Here is a 17267-nt window from a genome sequence, read left to right on the forward strand (position 1 = left end):
TTTTTCCAATCAAGTGCCTAGCGCTTCAACGCGCAATTTAATTGCTGGTGCCACCACAAAATCTTTTTGCGCGAGATCCGCCATCACGCCGTCGATAGCAGATTCTTGCACCACATTAGTAATCAACACGATGCTCACTTGCGCGCTGCCGCGTTGCGGTTCTTTTTGAATAATCGCCTCGATGCTCACGCCGACATTGCTGAGCAATTGCGTCACCGCCGACATCACACCCGGTTTATCGGTCACCACTAAACGCAAGTAATACGCCGAGTGAATTTGCGTGATCGGTAAAATTTCGCGCGTACGAATTGCCGCTGGCACAAAGCCCATGTACGGCACGGGCAAGTGGTGTTCGTATTTGGTTTTGTCGTGCGACACGGCGCGCGCCACATCCACAATATCCGCAATCACGGCGGAAGCCGTTGGCTCACTGCCCGCGCCGGCACCGCTGTACAGCGTAGGCCCTACGGCATCGCCCATCACCATCACCGCATTTTTTGCGCCATCGACTTTGGCGAGCAAACTGTCACTCGGCACCAGCGTGGGGTTCACGCGCAACTCCACACCGGCTGCACTTTCGCGCGCAATGCCTAAATGTTTAATGCAATAACCCAACTCGGCGGCGTAGCGAATATCTTCTTGCGTGATAGTGGTAATGCCTTCGGTATAAATTTTTTTAATTTCTAGCGGCATACCGAAAGCAATGGAAGCCAGAATCACCAATTTGTGCGCCGCGTCGATGCCTTCCACATCAAAAGTGGGATCCGCTTCGGCGTAACCCAAACGCTGCGCTTCTTTCAGCACATCGGCAAAGGCACTGCCTTTTTGACTCATTTCGGTGAGGATGAAATTGGTGGTGCCGTTGATAATGCCCGCCACCCATTCGATGCGGTTCGCAACCAAACCATCGCGCAGGGCTTTGATGATGGGAATGCCGCCAGCCACCGCCGCTTCATACGCCACCGCCACTTGTTTTTTGGCAGCGGCGGCAAAAATTTCTGCACCGTGATGTGCAATTAAAGCTTTGTTAGCCGTGACAACATGCTTGTCGTTTTCGATGGCTTTCAGCACCAAGTCACGCGCTGCATCCGTGCCGCCGATCAACTCGACCACGATGTCCACTGCTGGGTCTTCCAACACCGCAAAAATATCGCGGCTCAAAGTGACATCGGATGTATCGCAATCTTCGCGATCGCGGCGCGCACCCACATGCACAATTTTCACATCGCAACCGGCGCGCGCGTTGATCAAAGCCGCATTGCGCGCCATCACATTAAAAACACCACTACCAACCGTTCCTAGGCCGCACAGACCCACAGTGACTTTTTTCACGACAAACCCTCTCAAACAAGCCGCGCATTGTAGCGCAGGCTCGGAGAGTGGACGGCAAAACCTCCCCTGATAAGGGGAGGTGGTTCGCGTAGCGAATCGGAGGGGTTTAACCCCCTCCCTGCTGCGCAGGACTCCCCCTTGTCAGGGGGAGAAATACCGCCTTGGCACAACATTGTAGGGGCGCATTGCATGCGCCCTGATATACGCCGATTCAAAGAGACTCGTGGATTTAAACAGGGGCGCGTTGCACGCGCCCCTACGGGTTACAACTCCGTGGCGTTAAGGATGGTGACGCCGCCTGCATTTTTTTGCACTTTGGCTTTGCCGTCGATGGTGACCGTGACATCTTTGCCTGGAATGCCAATGAGGATGTCTGCTTTGCCATCGGCATTGATGTCGCCAGCGCTGATGCTGGTGCCGAAGGCATCGCCTTTGGCTGTGCCGTACTGCGTGGAAAGGGTGCTGCCATTGATGCCATTCAGCACAAGGACACTACCAGTGTCCTTGGTAATTTTGGGTATAGTCGGGCTGTCACCTTTCGGGGCACCTATGATGAAGTCAGTGGTTCCGTCACCGTTCACATCGGTCAACGCCACTGCAGAACCTAGTTTGGCACCAGCCTCACTACCAATACGCATCAGACTGAGCTGGTCGCTTGACGATAGTCGGTATATGGCTCCAGCATCTTTAACCTTGTTATTGTCAGCACCGGGCGCACCAATCAGCACAACATTGTCGGCATAGTGCGTACCAACCGCCAGAGCGCTGCCAAAACCATCTTTGGCAAAATTGCCGTACTGAGTGCTCAGAGAGAATGGCTGACCAAAACCATAAATAACAGTGCTTCCGGTGTTCTTGCCACTTTCGTCTCTGTCGTTAGGTGCACCAACAACCACTTCTGCACCAGGCAAATTATCAAAATTACCAGCAGCTACAGCCGCCCCCGCATGAGCTTTGGCTACCTTACCGCAGTCCCCCATGATAGGCATGGAATGCAAAGCAGCACCGGAATACACCGCCACGCAGCCCGCTTGCTTTAACGGCTTCGCAACTTGGGTGTTTGTGGCATAGGGGGCTCCAACAACAACATCCGCCTGTCCATCATTATCTACATCACCCAGCGCCAGCGAAGCACCAAACATCGCCTTGGCAGCAAATATATCGTTGTTTAAAGAATCAACCAGCGGCGTACCACTAGCCTTACCGTAAATAATATAAACAACACCAATGGCTTTTCTGCCATCTTGCGCATCACCTAGTGGTGCGCCAACTACCACATCAGCAAGACCATCTTTGTTGATATCTGCATTACCTGCTACCGCCGAACCTAACGCACCGTTGACCGTAATGCCGTCTTGAGAGTACAACGGGCTACCATCATTGCCAGAAATAATCTCTACCTTGCCCGCATTTTTGATGGCCTTGATGGGAGGTGATGGAGGCACGTCATAACCCGGCATGCCCACCACATAATCACCAAAACCATCGCCATTGAAATCACCAGCAAAAACGACTGATGCACCGGTTTTGTCGGTTTTTGTATTGCCATTGAAAATATTCAGGTTTTCGCCATCGGCAGGTAAAGGGTCACAGGCGTTGCCAAAGTGATCGCCATCGCCATCAGCTTGGTCTGGATTAGCCGTGTGAGGGCAGTTATCGGCCTGCCGTGTAAACGCTAAACTGCTAGGTATATCACTGTTTATTTTGTCTACACCGCCCCAGCAATGCACACCCATATCATCTCGTGCGCAGGTGGCGTTATTCGCTGGAGAGTTTTGACCGGAAGTACTCACAGCCACGGGATTCATTAATACAGGTACAGTTGTCTGCCCGCCATCATTATTACCCCAGCAATGCACACCGTTATCATCAACGGCACAGGTGTGCTCGAAGCCAGCACTCACCGCTATAGGGTGGGACAACGCAGGCACCATGGATTGACCATACTCAACACCTGAACCTGTATTGGTGGTACCGGCACCCCAACAGTGCACCCCTGTATCATCCAACGCACAAGCGTGGTAACCGCCCATACTCACCGCCACTGGGTTCGTCAACGATGGCACTGTCTGGCTTTGGAAATTGTTTCCCCAGCACTGCACGCCGTTGTCATCCAACGCACAGGTGCTAAACATGCCAGTACTCACTTGGGTTGGATGCACCAGTGGCGGCACGGTGGTTTGTCCATTGGAATTATTTCCCCAGCACTGCAAGCCATTATCGTCTATTGCACAGGTATGAGTTCCACCGGCACTCACCGCTGTGGGGTTACTTAACGCGGGCACAGTTGTTTGACCACTACTGTTAGACCCCCAGCAATGCACACCCGCATCATCCAGCGCGCAGGTATGCGAATCGCCTGCACTCACTGCGGTAGGGTTAGCCAGAACCGGCACTGATGTCTGACCGGCATTGTTGTAACCCCAACAGTGCACCCCATTGTCATCCAACACACAGGCATGAATGCCGCCCACACTGAGTTGCGACGGCATAGGGGTGTCAGCCACACCATCACCGTCAGTATCCACTGCCCAGAGAGTGCTGCTGCCCAACAGCAAAAGGACAACAAGTAAGGATTGAAAAAATGGTGCGCGCCCTGTTGTTAGCATGATGATTTCCTTGGTTTGTTTTGAACTGTGCGTTGATATTATCGCGCCACTGGCCGCTTGGCGAGTTTGCGTTGCAAGGTGCGGCGGTGCATGCCCAGTGCCCGCGCGGTGGCGGAAATATTCTGCTCGTGCTCGGCCAACACGCGCTGGATGTGCTCCCATTCCAATCTGTCCACCGAGAGCGGGTTCTCGGCCACGACCACCTCCTCGCTGGCGGTGGGGTGCAGCAGGGCGTGGAGAATGCTGTCGGTATCGGCCGGTTTGCACAGGTAGTTGACGGCACCGAGCTTCACCGCCTGCACGGCGGTTTGGATGCTGGCGTAGCCTGTGAGTATCAAAATCTGCATATCTGTATTGGCGGCGAGCAGCACGGGAATGAGCGGCAGGCTGGATTCCTGCGCCAGTTTCAAATCCAGAATCGCGTGCGAAAACCGCTGCTGCGTAAGGCAAGTGCGCGCTGCCGCTGCATCCAGCGCCCACTGCACGCGATGCCCGCGCCGCAGCAGGGAGCGTTGCAGCACACTGGCGAATACTTCGTCATCCTCCACCAGCAGAATATCTAGCGCGCTGTTCATGCCAGCTCAGCACCGTGCAGGGGCAACTCGATGCGCGTTAAGGTGCCACCGCCCGCGCGCGGCTCTAGCGAGAGCCTGCCGCCAGCGCGCTCCAAACTGGCGTGAGACAGCAACAACCCCAGCCCCATGCCCTTCTCGCTGGTTTTCACTTGCGCGTGCTTGCGCAGTACATGCTGTTCGATGCCGGGGCCGTCGTCTTCAATATTGATTTGCAGCGTCTGCACATCCCATTGCATGCGCACCCACAAATGGCTGCCAGCATCGGCGGCATTGTTCAGCACATTGATAACGGCCTGCTCCACCACCAGCGGCCACGCCACTGTGCAAGGCGCGCCCGCCTGCACCACAAACTTGGCCTGCGCCTCTGGGCGCAACACCTGCCAGTGGCCGATCAAACGCTGCACCCACTCGGCCAGCGGCTGGCTGCGCTCGCCGCCCTGTTGGTGCGCGCGCGCGGTATCTGCCAACTGGCGCAAGGACTGCTGGCAGCGCGCCACTTGGCTCGCCATCAACTGCAAATCGGCCTGCAACTCCGCGCCTTTATTGTGTTCACGCTGCAAATCACCGAGCAACACGGCGAGGCTAGACAGCGGCGTGCCCATTTCATGCGCGGTGCTGGCGGCCAGCGTGGCCACGGTGAGAATGTTTTCATCCATCAACTGCTGTTCGCGCAAGCGATTGATGGCCTCGCGCTGACGGCGCACGGTGGCGGCAATGGACGTAACAAAGTAAGTGATTAGCGCCGCGCTGATGCCCACATTGAGCCACATGCCCGCCACATGCCAGCTCATGCTACGCGAGCCGTGCATCGCGTGGTGCGACATATCCATAGGCGACAGCACGGGCAGCGGCCAGTAGTAAAACATCAGCAGGCCTGAGGCCAGCAGGCAAAACGCCGTGAGCAAGGCGGTGTAAGTGCGCGACAAACAGGCCGCCGCTAAAGCAATCGGCACCAAGTAGTAAGACACGAAGGGGTTGGTAGCGCCGCCTGCCACATACAACAGCCCCGTCAGCACAAAACAATCCAACAACAACTGGAATAAAAACTCGCGCTCATCCGGCGCACGGCTTTGGCGGCGAAACCATTGCAGACGGTAATGCCCCAGCAACAGCATCAACAGCGCCACCGATAACAAACCCAGCAGCGCGTAAAACTGCGCGGCGCTGAGCCACTGCCGCCCCAGCAACAGCGTGAGTAATTGCACCAGCCACACCCAAGCGCGCAGCACTTGCAGCTGCTGCAAATAATCACTGGTATCCGGTGCAGGTGAGTGGGCGCTGGCGCTCATGTGGGCAATACAAGGGAGGGAGAAGCATTCCCAACAGCTCTCGGTTGGGAATGCGCTGTGTTACAGCATCAATCAACGATGTGCTTTGACTTTTTCTTTGTGGCGAATCAACTGGCGATCCAGCTTGCCGACCAGATCGTCGATGGCGGCGTACATGTCTTCCGCTACCGCATCGGCAAATAAATCTGCGCCGCTCAGAAACACGCGCGCATCGGCTTTTTGTATCAATTTATCAACAGTAAGCGTGACATCTGCACGGGTGATTTTGTCGTGATGACGATCCAACTTCTCCAATTTGCTGGTTACATAGTCTTTGAGAGGAAGAGTGACTTCAACATGGTGCCCACTGATATTCAACTGCATAAAACGCTCCTCGGGTTTCCTGTGTGTTGCACCTCCACTGTACGACAGGAAAAAAAACAGTCAACCCAAAAAACGCTTTTAATGCTCACGCGTAGCGCGGAAGCAAAGATCAGGCCAGCGTTCCTCGGTTAAAGCCAAATTCACTCGCGTGGGCGCGAGATAGGTGAGATGATCGCCGCCATCTAAAGCTAGGTTTTCATTCGTTTTAGAGCGGAACTCTTCCAGTTTTTTCGGGTCTTTGGCCGACAACCAACGCGCCGTGTAGATATTGATATTTTCGTACAAGCACTCCACTTTGTACTCGTCTTTCAGGCGGTAGGCGACCACTTCAAACTGCAGCACACCCACCGCGCCCACGATTAAATCGTTGTTATTCAACGGCATAAACACTTGCACCGAACCCTCTTCCGAGAGCTGGCGCAAACCCTTCTGCAACTGCTTGGCTTTCAGCGGGTCTTTCAAGCGAATGCGGCGAAACAATTCCGGCGCAAAATGCGGAATACCCGTGAAACGCAGGTTTTCACCGCTGGTAAAGGTGTCGCCAATCTGGATGGTACCGTGGTTGTGCAAGCCGATGATGTCGCCCGCCAGTGCCTCTTCCACCAGTACGCGCTCGCCGGCCATAAAGGTCACCGCATCGGCAATACGAATATCTTTGCCGATACGCACATGCTGCATTTTCATGCCCTGCGTGTAACTGCCGGAACAGATGCGCATAAACGCGATGCGGTCGCGGTGTTTCGGATCCATATTCGCTTGGATTTTGAACACAAAACCCGAAAACTTTTCTTCGTGCGGATCAATCACCCGCGTTTCAGTAGCGCGCGCTTGCGGTGCTGGCGCCCACTCTACAAAACCATCCAACATTTCGCGCACGCCGAAGTTACCTAACGCCGTACCAAAAAAAGCTGGCGTTAATACACCCGCTAAATATTCTTCCAGATCAAATGGATGCGCCGCGCCGCGCACCAATTCAATTTCTGCGCGCACATCGTCAGCATAAGGGCCGAGCAGTTTAGAAAACTCTTCGCTGTCGATGCCTTGAATTTGCACATCATCTTGAATGGTGTGACCAAAACCCTGCTGAAACACATGCACGGTATCGGTGTACAAGTTGTACACACCTTTAAATTCTTTGCCCATGCCCAGCGGCCAATTGATAGGCGCGACTTTGATATGCAGGATGCTTTCAATTTCATCCAACACTTCCATCGGGTCGCGAATATCGCGATCCATTTTGTTGACGAAAGTGAGGATAGGCGTATCGCGCAAACGACACACATCCATCAATTTAATGGTGCGATCTTCCACGCCCTTCGCGCCATCTATCACCATCAACACCGAATCTACCGCCGTTAAAGTGCGGTAAGTGTCTTCAGAAAAATCTTCGTGCCCTGGCGTATCCAACAAGTTGACGGTTTTGCCTTTGTAAGGAAATTGCATCACCGACGAAGTCACGGAAATGCCGCGCTCTTGCTCCATCGTCATCCAGTCGGAGGTGGCGTGGCGATCGCCTTTTTTACCCTTTACCGAACCGGCAATTTGTATCGCCTGCCCGAACAGCAACAATTTTTCCGTAATGGTGGTTTTACCCGCATCTGGGTGCGAAATAATTGCAAAGGTGCGGCGCAGGTTGATGTCGTCTTGCAGGCTCATGGCGGGATGGGATAGCAGCTAATAAGAAGGGAGGCATTATAGTCGCGGCTAAGAGCCGCTCCTACACATACAACGCTGACTCTCTTGTAGGAGCGCCACCTTGGCGCGATCTCCACACATTCAACGCCGACTCTCTTGTAGGAGCGCCACCTTGGCGCGATCAAACGGCTGGCTGGCGGCGCAGCGGCGCAGAGCCGTCGCGTGGCGAACTCGCCGCAGCAGCGGGCTTAGACTTTGCTGCATTGGGCTTTTTAGCCGCAGTCTTTTTCGCGCTGCTCGCTTTCTTGTCAGTAGATTTTTTCTCAGCCGTTTTTTTATCGGTTTTTTTCTTTTTACTGCCCGCTGCTTTACCAGACGCTTTGAGTTTTTTGGTCCGAGAAAACTGCCTTTGATTTCTTTGATAATGCGCCGCTCGAACTGTTGCTTGAGATAGCGCTCGATACTCGCCATCAAATTCCATTCCTGCGCAGTGATGAGTGAAATCACCAAACCCGCATTGCCTGCGCGCCCCGTGCGTCCAGCGCGATGCACATAATCATCACCCTTGCGCGGCATATCAAAATTAATTACCAAATCCATGCCTTCAATATCCAAACCGCGCGCGGCCACATCGGTGGCGATCAACACATTGATATGACCTTGATTGAGACGCGACACGGCCTGTTTTCTGTCTTTGTGATCTTTTTCGCCGTGCAACACATACACCTTGGCATGACTGCTACCGGCTTTGTGCGCTGCAATCAGCACACTGCCCAAGCGATCGGCCTGCGTGCGCGTATTGGTAAACACAATCGCTTTTTCATAAGTTTCATTCGCCAACAACCACAGCACCATTTTTTCTTTGTGCTTGGCGTCATCCGCAGGAACAATTTGCTGCACGGTGGCGCTGTTCATCTGGCTCACCGGATTCAAACGCAGCACTTGCGGCTCGCGCATCACGCTGGCAGCCAATTCAAATAAGGCACTGTTGCTGGTGGCAGAAAACAGCAGCGTCTGCCGCTCTGTGTGGCAGGCATGCACCAACTGCATCACATCTTCGCTAAAGCCCATGTCCAGCATGCGATCGGCTTCATCCAACACCAACACCTCCAAATCTTGCAGCTCCAAATTTTTGGCATTGAGCTGCTCTAACAAACGCCCAGGCGTGCCGATCACGATGTCGGGGTTTTTGCGCAGCGCCGCCATTTGTTTTTTGAAATCTTCACCGCCGGTAATCAAGGCCGCCTTAATAAAGGTGAACTGCGCCAGCAACTCCACTTGTTTTAAAGTTTGCTGCGCCAACTCGCGCGTGCGCAGCAAAATCAAAGCGCGCGTGGCGGTGCGCGGCTTCGCGTCTTGCAGCAGGCGATGCAGAACCGGCAGCACAAAGGCAGCGGTTTTGCCGCTACCGGTTTGCGCAATCACGCGCAAATCTTCCCCCTGCACGGCCAGCGGCACGGCTTCTTTTTGCACCGGTGTCGGCTCGGAAAAACCCAAAGTTTCCAGCGCTTTCAACAAGCGTTCGTGCAATAACAATTCAGCAAACATATAAAACTCGCAAAAAAATATTTAAGAAATAAAAAATTACAGGCGGCGATGTTGCAGCGCAGGCAAGCTGGCGCGCACGGCTGCCAAACGCGCGGTATCCAACACACCGCTCACCACGCCCTCGCCTGCCGGTAAAACAGATAACACTTCGCCCCACGGATCAATCAGCATACTGTGACCCCAAGTGCGGCGACCATTGCGATGCACGCCACCCTGCGCCGCCGCCAACACATAGCACTGGTTTTCAATAGCGCGCGCACGCAGCAACACTTCCCAGTGTGCCTGCCCTGTGGTGTCTGTAAATGCAGACGGCACCACAATCAGCGCGCAATCACCCAACGCGCGGTACAACTCAGGAAAGCGCAAGTCATAACACACGGACAAACCCACGCGACCAAACGGAGCAGCAAAATAACCGACGCGATCACCGTGCAAAATGGTGCGCGATTCGTCATAACTCTCGCTGCCTTTTTGAAAGCCGAACAAATGCATTTTGTCGTAACGCGCCACGCACGCGCCCTGCGGATCAAACACCAGTGTGGTATTCAACACCTTGCTCGCCTCTGGCGATTGCAAAGGAATCGTGCCGCCGATCAAGCAAATGCCATGCTGCTTTGCCAATTCACGCAGGCAGTTTTGCATCGCGCCTTCACCAAATTGTTCCGCCTGCGCCAATTTATCTTTTTCGTGCATGCCGATGATGGCCCAGTACTCCGGCAGCAACGCCAGCTCCGCGCCAGCGGCAACCGCATCGCCCACCAAACGCTGCACCGTGGTAATGTTTTCTTCCACTACTGGGGTGGAAGTCATTTGGATAGCTGCAACAATCGTCATGTGTTTTTAATGTCACTCTGCTATTTTTCTAACCTGCACAGCACCCGTGTTTTTCAACAACGGAGAGGCACTGCCCATGCGAACATTAGCGCCGGGCACACCGATCAAAACCTCTGCTTTGCTGTCGGTATCAATATCTCCCGCACCTACAGAAAACCCGAGGAAATCGCGCGTTGCCGCACCGTATATTTTATCCAACTGAGTACCATCACCGCCGTTCAACACTGTAACGCTGCCTGCATATTTCAGCAGCGCAGACGAACGATCTTTCCACGCACCCACAACCACATCATCAAAACCGTCACCATTAACATCCGCAGCCACCACGCTATTGCCCAATGCAGCTTTTGCAACCGTGCCGTATTTTTTCATCAAGGGTTCGCTATCAACTCCTGAAAAAACCGTCACACTACCTGAGCTTTTCAGTGGGCCATCGTCGTCACCTATCGAACCTGCAATCACATCGTCGTAATCGTCTTGGTTGATGTCGCCACTGGCCACTGCTTTTCCCAGTCGCGCCTGCGGCATAGCGCCGTATTTTTTCATTAACTCAGTGCCATCCATTTTGTACGCCGCGACAGAGCCTGCATTTTTTAAATTGCCTACAGGATTTGTGTCGCCAGGTGCACCGACAATAATGTCTTGATTACCATCGTGATCGATATCGCCAGATGCCACGCTGGTGCCCGCATAAGATTTTCTTTTCGCACCAGAAAACTGCGCCAGTTTTATAGAGAGATTCGCACCTGAATACACACTGACACTGCCCGCACGCAAATGTTCTGTGTTGTCGCCAGGCGCACCTATATACACATCAGCATAGCCGTCACCATTCACATCTCCCAACGCCAATGCAGCGCCAAAAAGACCGTGCGCTTGGCTGCCGTATAGCGTGTTGCGCCGTACGCCATCCGGTCCGTACAAAACCGTCACCGCACCGTTATCCACCAAACCAAACGCAGAGCTATCTGCTTTAGGAGCGCCAACCATAATATCGGCATAACCATCGCCATCCACATCCGCATTGCCGGCCAGCACCGTGCCAAACGCGCTGTTGGCATTCGTGCCGTTGACAGAAAAAAGTCTCGCCCCCGTTCTGCCGGAAATTACTTCAACACGCCCCACATTGCGCAAGACACTGTGGCCTGATGGCGACAACACATCGTAGCCGGGAATACCGACGGCATAATCACCGTAGCCATCCGCATCAACATCGCCGACAAAGGTCACTGCATGCCCTGCTTTATCATTTTTTGTGCCGCCCTGTATGCCAGATAAAATGACAGAACGCGCAACATCACACGCATCACCAATATTGTTATTGTCGGCATCCACCTGATCAGTATTTACCACTAACGAACAGTTGTCCGTTGCATCATCAACGCCATCGTTGTCGTCATCGCTATCTATTGCATCTGGCGTGCCATCGCCATCAGTATCCAAACCGCCATCGCAAACATCACCCATTCCGTTGTTATTGTTGTCGCCCTGATCGTTGTTGGCATTATCAGGGCAGTTATCAGAAACATCAGCAATACCGTCACCGTCGCGATCACTGCTTGCTGTCGCCAGTTTTTGTAAAGTGAATGCGTCCTGCGTCAAGCCATCTTCGTCGATGTACTGTGCGTTCAACACAAGGTTGTTCACATCAATAACCAAGGAGCCAATCTTATTAAACGAACGATACATCACTGGATGATTCAAAGTTCCGCCGTAAGCCGCTGATGATGCACCCGCCACTACATACACCGTGCCACTGTGCGCCACTGCCGGCTGCGTTTTGCTGTAAGCCGATGCACCGGAATACACATCACCGCTGCCGGTATTTTTGGCATACAGCGCATCACTGTAACTACCTGAATAACCGTAATGACCATCAATAAATTTACTGCGTTCGTAATTGTGGCTATGTCCACTTAACACCACATCCACGCCGTACTGTTCCAGTATTGGCAAAATATTTTCTCGCATTTCTACCAACTCAAAATCCCATCCATCTGGATTATCAGAATCGTGTGTGCCTTTGGTGTAGGGAGGATGATGCCAATAAGCAATCAGCCAATCCGACTGATTGGCTGCTAAATCCGCCTCCAACCATTGCGCCATTGCGCCGGTTGCACTGCGATCTACATCGTGCGCGTCTAGCACCACAAAATGAATATTGCCGTAGTTATACGAGTAATACGCCTCCGTACCTGAAGCCACGCCACCCGCTTCAGCAGCTGCGGGCAAAGTAAAATTTTCGTAATACGCGCCTGTTTGCAGCGCCGTATTGGCGCTATAGGCATCATGATTACCCAGCGTTGGCCACACCACGGTTTGGCGCAACAACGGCGTATACATATTGAAAAATTTGTCCTGATATTCTTGGTATGTCCCAGAGCCATAAGCGTTATCGCCCAACATCAGCCACAAATCGGTGTAACTATCGCCAACAAATTTCTGGTAGCCCTCATACACTTTCACTTGATCCAGACTGCCGCGACCCGAATCGCCAATAACCCAAATACGCGTTGGCGTTGCACTGCCCACCGGCGGCTGGGTTTTGAAAAAATAATTGTCGCCGGCACTCAGCACATGAGAGCCTGCGCTGTTGTGATAACCCACGCTGTAGTAATAAGTGGTTGCCGGTGTGAGCCCAGTCAACTTCACTTCATGCTGATAAACCTTGGTGCTATTTTTAACGGTGCGATTCAGATTATTGGGATCTGTGCCAAAACGCACCTCACTATTGCGTAACGCTGATGTCCCCCAACGCACCACGGCAGAATCTGGCGTAATAAGTTGTAAATACGCATCGCGCACAAACGCATTATCGGCAGGCTTGCGATAATTGCCTTCTAGGTGCAGCGCAAAAATAGCAGTCGGACTCTGCTGGCTCGACTGATGCAATTCGACAGCAATTGTGTTCACGCCATCACGCAAAAACCGGGCAGGAATTTTTTTGGTGACCGATAAGTCCTCAGGATTTTTAGCTTTAGATGCTTGCATGCTATAAAAAATCTTTCCGGCAGGCATATTGTTGCGCAATATTTCCTGGCCATTGAGGTAAACCACAACGCCATCATCCCTTGCTAACAATAATGTTAAATCATCAAAGGCTTTTGCTTTAGGAACAGTAAACGCGTGCCGAAAATAGCTTGTGATGTAATGGGCATCCGGTGGACCACTGTCAATCACCGTGGTTTCGACACCAAAACCATAGCCCATATAACCCGCACCATTGCGCCAGCTTTGATCGTTAAAGGAAGTTGCACGCCAAGACGCGCCTTGATCGCTACCATCATCCAAATAACGCCAATTTGCACCAAAAACATCGACCAGTATTGAGCTTTCAGCACTGACCACTGGCGCCAGACACCACAGCAACAAGCCACACAAACCATATCGCAACACGGGTATTCTCATTGTGTTATCCCCTCGCGCTGATGGCACCCATAAACCTCGCCACCACTATAGCATGATCGCTCACATACGGCTTATTGCTGGCCAGATGCTTGCTGCACACCTCCCACTCGCGCAACTGCCAGCGATGCCCTGCGGCGCGCGGATGAAAATGCCAAGAAAAAAACAAATGATCTAAAGCGAGCAATTCATCGTCGCCGTGAAAAGTGATGTAGTTTTTTATATCTGCACGCTGCGCGTCTTTTTCCAAATCCAACAGATGATACAAACCCCAATCGGCGCGGCGACCGCTGCGATTATTGGCACTGCTACGAAAGCGCGCATCACCGCGAATCAAATCGCTTACGCCACTGGGGTGACGATCATTGCAATCCCCCGCCACCACCACGGCATCAGTCGATTGCTGCAACTGCTGATTCACCAACAAACGCAACACAGCCGCTTCGGCTAAACGCCGCATGCCAGACAGTGCGCGTCCAATATCGGACCAATCATCGGCGCTGGTGCCGTAATAGCGATCATTGCCGGGGGAAGTTTGTCTGCGCGATTTCAAATGCGTGTTGAAAACCGTGAGCGTGCGCGCATCCGTTCCGCGCAAACGCAATTTTAAAATTGGGCGTGAAAAATGTTGAATGTCCACCGCCATGCGATAGCGCGCATCGTCCGTGCGCCAATCTAACGCAGTAGGAAATTGTGTAATCCAATCGACGCTGACAATCTCCCAATCGCGCTGCACCACAGCCGCGACTTGCATCTCGCTTTCATCATCGACACACACAATTTGATACTGCGCATCCAAACCGGCGGTTTTTAATACATCTTGTAAGGCCGTTTTGCTCCACACTTCTTGCAGAGCCATCACCGCCACGGGCTGCGCTTTTAATTGCTCAGCTATCCAGCCCACTTTGCGTTGGTATTGCGCAGGCGTCCACGCAAATTCACCAAACATTTGCTTATTGGGCAACTGCAAATTACAGAGATTAAATGTGCTGATCGAAAAGCTCACGCCGCCGCACCTCTCGCGTGGAGCCATAAAACCGGCGCGACTGCCAAGTGGGGAAGCCCACTGGTGACGCCAGCGGCTGCGCCGGTATGATGCGAGGCTGTTTGATTCATCAATGGAGAACGCGACATGAGCGAGCAAAAACCGGTAATTGCAGTGGTAGGCGGCACGGGTGATTTGGGTTCCGGCCTTGTTTTTCGCTGGTGCAGAGCAGGCTACCATGTCATTGTCGGCTCGCGCAAAGCCGAGAGCGCCACCGAAGCGGCGGCTGCAATGAAAACGCGCGTGCCCAGTGCGCAGATTGAAGGTATGGAAAACAGCGTAGCCGCTGCCAAAGCCGACATCGTGTGCATGACCGTCCCTTTTTCTCATCAACAAGACACGCTCGCTGCGATACACGCTGCGGTGCAAGGCAAAATTTTTATCGATGTCACCGTGTCTTTGAAGCCGCCGAAAGTGGCCACGGTGCAACTGCCCGCTGAAGGTTCTGCCGGTGTGATTGCGCAAAAAACACTGGGCGAAAATGTGCGCGTGGTATCTGCCTTTCAAAACATTGCCGCTGCGCATTTGAATGACGATCACGCAATTCACTGCGATGTCTTGGTGACAGGTGATGATGTAGACGCGCGCGAAACTGTGGTGCAACTCGCACAAGCCGCCGGCATGAAAGCTTGGCACGCAGGCCCACTCGCCAACTCCGCCGCCACCGAAGCCTTAACTTCCGTTTTAATTTTTATGAACAAACGCTACAAAATTGCGGGCGGCGCCGGCATTACCATCACCGGCGAAGTGGGCGTTTAAGCGCGCATGAGTTTATCGCCATGAGTTCACTGCAACTGTTTGCGCTGCGCGATTTTCCGCTGGTGAACCCCGGCGATGATCTCGCCGCGCTCATTCAGCAAGCACTGCAACACAATGCACAGACTTTGTGCGATGGCGATATTCTCGTACTCGCGCAAAAAATTGTGTCAAAAGCAGAAAATCGCTACCGCGCACTAAATAGCATTACTCCCACAGCGGAAGCAGAAAAATACGCCGCTGAAACCGGCAAAGACCCGCGCATGATCGATCTGGTGTTGCAGGAATCCAATCGCGTGCTGCGCCACCGTTTTGGCTCGATTGTCGTCGAACACAAACTCGGTTTTGTGCACGCCAATGCGGGTATCGATCAATCCAATTTGCCTGACAACAAAGATTCTGAAACCGCGTTACTGTTGCCAGAAAATCCCGATGCCAGCGCACAACAACTGCGCGCAGCATTGCAGCAACAATGCGGTGCAAAAATTGCCGTACTGATTAACGACAGCTTTGGTCGCGCGTGGCGCTTAGGCACTTGCGGCATCGCCATCGGCGTGGCCGGTTTTGAACCGCTGCTAGATTTGCGCGGCGCGCCCGATTTATTCGGTCGCAGGCTGGAAATTACGCAAGTGGGCATTGCCGATGAAATTGCCGCTGCTGCATCGCTGCTGATGGGGCAAGCGGGCGAAGGCTCACCAGTGGTGATTGTGCGCGGCCTGCACTGGCCAGCAAAAGAAAACGCTTCCGTGCAAACGCTACTGCGCAAACCGCAAGAGGATATGTTTCGGTGAAAACTGGCGGCAACACCGCAGAAAAAAAAGTTGTCGCACTGTGCGGCGGTGTCGGCGGCGCCAAACTCGCTTGGGGTTTGGCGCAAGTTTTATCACCGGAGCAACTCACACTCATCGTCAACACCGGCGATGATTTTTCACACTTAGGTTTTGGAAAAACAGGTTTACACATCTCACCCGATCTCGACACGGTGTCGTACACCCTCGCCAACCGCAACAACCGTGAACTCGGCTGGGGTTTGCAGGGCGAAACCTGGCAGTGCATGAACGCGCTGGAAAACTTTGGCGGTGAAACCTGGTTTCGCTTGGGCGACAAAGATCTCGCCACACATTTTTTTCGCACGCAGCAATTAGCCAACGGCAAAACCCTCACACAAGTCACCGCCGAACTGTGTACTGCATTAAACATTCAACATCGCATACTGCCGATGTGCAACGAAGCACTGCCCACGCTGGTGGATACCGAGCAAGGCACACTCGCTTTTCAGCACTATTTTGTGCGCGAGCAGTGCAAACCAGTGGTGCGCGGCGTGCAGCACCTCGGCGCAGAAAAATCCACACTGTCGCACGAAGTGCGCGCGGCACTGCAAGACGAGGCGCTCACACATATCATCATCTGCCCATCCAATCCGCTGCTCAGTATCGCGCCCATACTCGCCGTTTCCGGTATGCGTGAACTGCTGCAAACACAGCGCGAAAAAATTACCGTGGTTTCACCGCTGATCGGCGGGCAAGCGGTGAAAGGCCCCACGGCAAAAATGATGGCGGAAATGGACATCGCCACCGACTCGCTCAGCATCGCCCATTTTTATCAAGATTTACTCGGCACGCTGCTGATTGATGACAGCGACGCCCACGAAGCAGACGCTTTACGCCAACAAAATATTCGCGTGCAAACTGGCAAAACTCTGATGCAAACGGATGCCGATAAAATTGCGCTAGCACGGGCAGTAATCGGCCTCACATAACAAAACGGTAAAAAAGCGCTTATCTTTACGGAAAATTTACGCGCCGCCGCACTAGCTTTACGGAAGCTTTATATCTCTCTGCCTATGATGAAAACACTTCATCGCAGGAGACAATTT

12 protein-coding genes and 1 pseudogene are annotated in these 17267 nt (G+C 53.2%); 3 read left to right on the forward strand and 10 right to left on the reverse strand.

Annotated features, from left to right (window positions below; genetic code table 11):
* Window positions 1-9: 9 nt before the first annotated feature.
* From IPK30_02065 to IPK30_02110, 10 genes and pseudogenes are all read right to left on the reverse strand, one after another.
* The gene (locus IPK30_02065; GenBank protein MBK8102107.1) at window positions 10-1332 is read right to left on the reverse strand and encodes a homoserine dehydrogenase; all 1323 of its coding nucleotides are present in this window, start codon (window positions 1330-1332) and stop codon (window positions 10-12) included.
* Between the two features lie 263 nt (window positions 1333-1595).
* Window positions 1596-3941 carry an FG-GAP repeat protein gene (locus tag IPK30_02070; GenBank protein ID MBK8102108.1) on the reverse strand — a complete coding sequence of 782 codons (2346 nt, stop codon included), beginning with the start codon at window positions 3939-3941 and terminating at the stop codon, window positions 1596-1598.
* Between the two features lie 38 nt (window positions 3942-3979).
* The gene (locus IPK30_02075) at window positions 3980-4516 is read right to left on the reverse strand and encodes a response regulator transcription factor (protein MBK8102109.1); all 537 of its coding nucleotides are present in this window, start codon (window positions 4514-4516) and stop codon (window positions 3980-3982) included.
* Entirely contained in the window at window positions 4513-5805 is a 1293-nt protein-coding gene (locus IPK30_02080) for a HAMP domain-containing histidine kinase (GenBank protein ID MBK8102110.1), read from the reverse strand. Before IPK30_02080 ends, IPK30_02075 begins: the two co-directional genes overlap by 4 nt.
* A 72-nt stretch (window positions 5806-5877) precedes the next feature.
* The gene (gene raiA / locus IPK30_02085) at window positions 5878-6168 is read right to left on the reverse strand and encodes a ribosome-associated translation inhibitor RaiA (protein MBK8102111.1); all 291 of its coding nucleotides are present in this window, start codon (window positions 6166-6168) and stop codon (window positions 5878-5880) included.
* Between the two features lie 78 nt (window positions 6169-6246).
* Complete coding sequence (locus IPK30_02090; GenBank protein ID MBK8102112.1) at window positions 6247-7824, reverse strand: peptide chain release factor 3; 1578 nt, start codon at window positions 7822-7824, stop codon at window positions 6247-6249.
* Between the two features lie 160 nt (window positions 7825-7984).
* Window positions 7985-9351, reverse strand: a pseudogene (locus tag IPK30_02095) (DEAD/DEAH box helicase).
* Between the two features lie 36 nt (window positions 9352-9387).
* A complete protein-coding gene (locus tag IPK30_02100) occupies window positions 9388-10185 on the reverse strand; it encodes a carbon-nitrogen hydrolase family protein (protein ID MBK8102113.1) in 798 nt (265 codons plus the stop codon).
* 12 nt (window positions 10186-10197) lie between these two features.
* Complete coding sequence (locus IPK30_02105) at window positions 10198-13593, reverse strand: FG-GAP repeat protein (protein ID MBK8102114.1); 3396 nt, start codon at window positions 13591-13593, stop codon at window positions 10198-10200.
* Between the two features lie 4 nt (window positions 13594-13597).
* Window positions 13598-14596, reverse strand: coding sequence for a hypothetical protein (locus IPK30_02110; GenBank protein MBK8102115.1), 999 nt, complete (start codon window positions 14594-14596; stop codon window positions 13598-13600).
* A gap of 126 nt (window positions 14597-14722) precedes the next feature.
* Here IPK30_02110 and npdG point away from each other — a divergent pair, with 126 nt between their 5' ends.
* Genes npdG through IPK30_02125 form a run of 3 tightly spaced genes read left to right on the forward strand, consistent with a single transcriptional unit; the run spans window position 14723 to window position 17150 of the window.
* Window positions 14723-15394 carry an NADPH-dependent F420 reductase gene (npdG, locus tag IPK30_02115; protein MBK8102116.1) on the forward strand — a complete coding sequence of 224 codons (672 nt, stop codon included), beginning with the start codon at window positions 14723-14725 and terminating at the stop codon, window positions 15392-15394.
* 20 nt (window positions 15395-15414) lie between these two features.
* The gene (cofE, locus tag IPK30_02120) at window positions 15415-16182 is read left to right on the forward strand and encodes a coenzyme F420-0:L-glutamate ligase (protein ID MBK8102117.1); all 768 of its coding nucleotides are present in this window, start codon (window positions 15415-15417) and stop codon (window positions 16180-16182) included.
* On the forward strand, window positions 16179-17150 hold the full coding sequence (locus tag IPK30_02125; GenBank protein ID MBK8102118.1) for a 2-phospho-L-lactate transferase: 972 nt from the start codon (window positions 16179-16181) through the stop codon (window positions 17148-17150). The genes cofE and IPK30_02125 overlap by 4 nt, the downstream gene beginning before the upstream one ends.
* Window positions 17151-17267: the final 117 nt, after the last annotated feature.

Source organism: Cellvibrionales bacterium (assembly GCA_016713115.1).
In the GTDB taxonomy this organism is placed as follows: domain Bacteria; phylum Pseudomonadota; class Gammaproteobacteria; order Pseudomonadales; family UBA7239; genus UBA7239.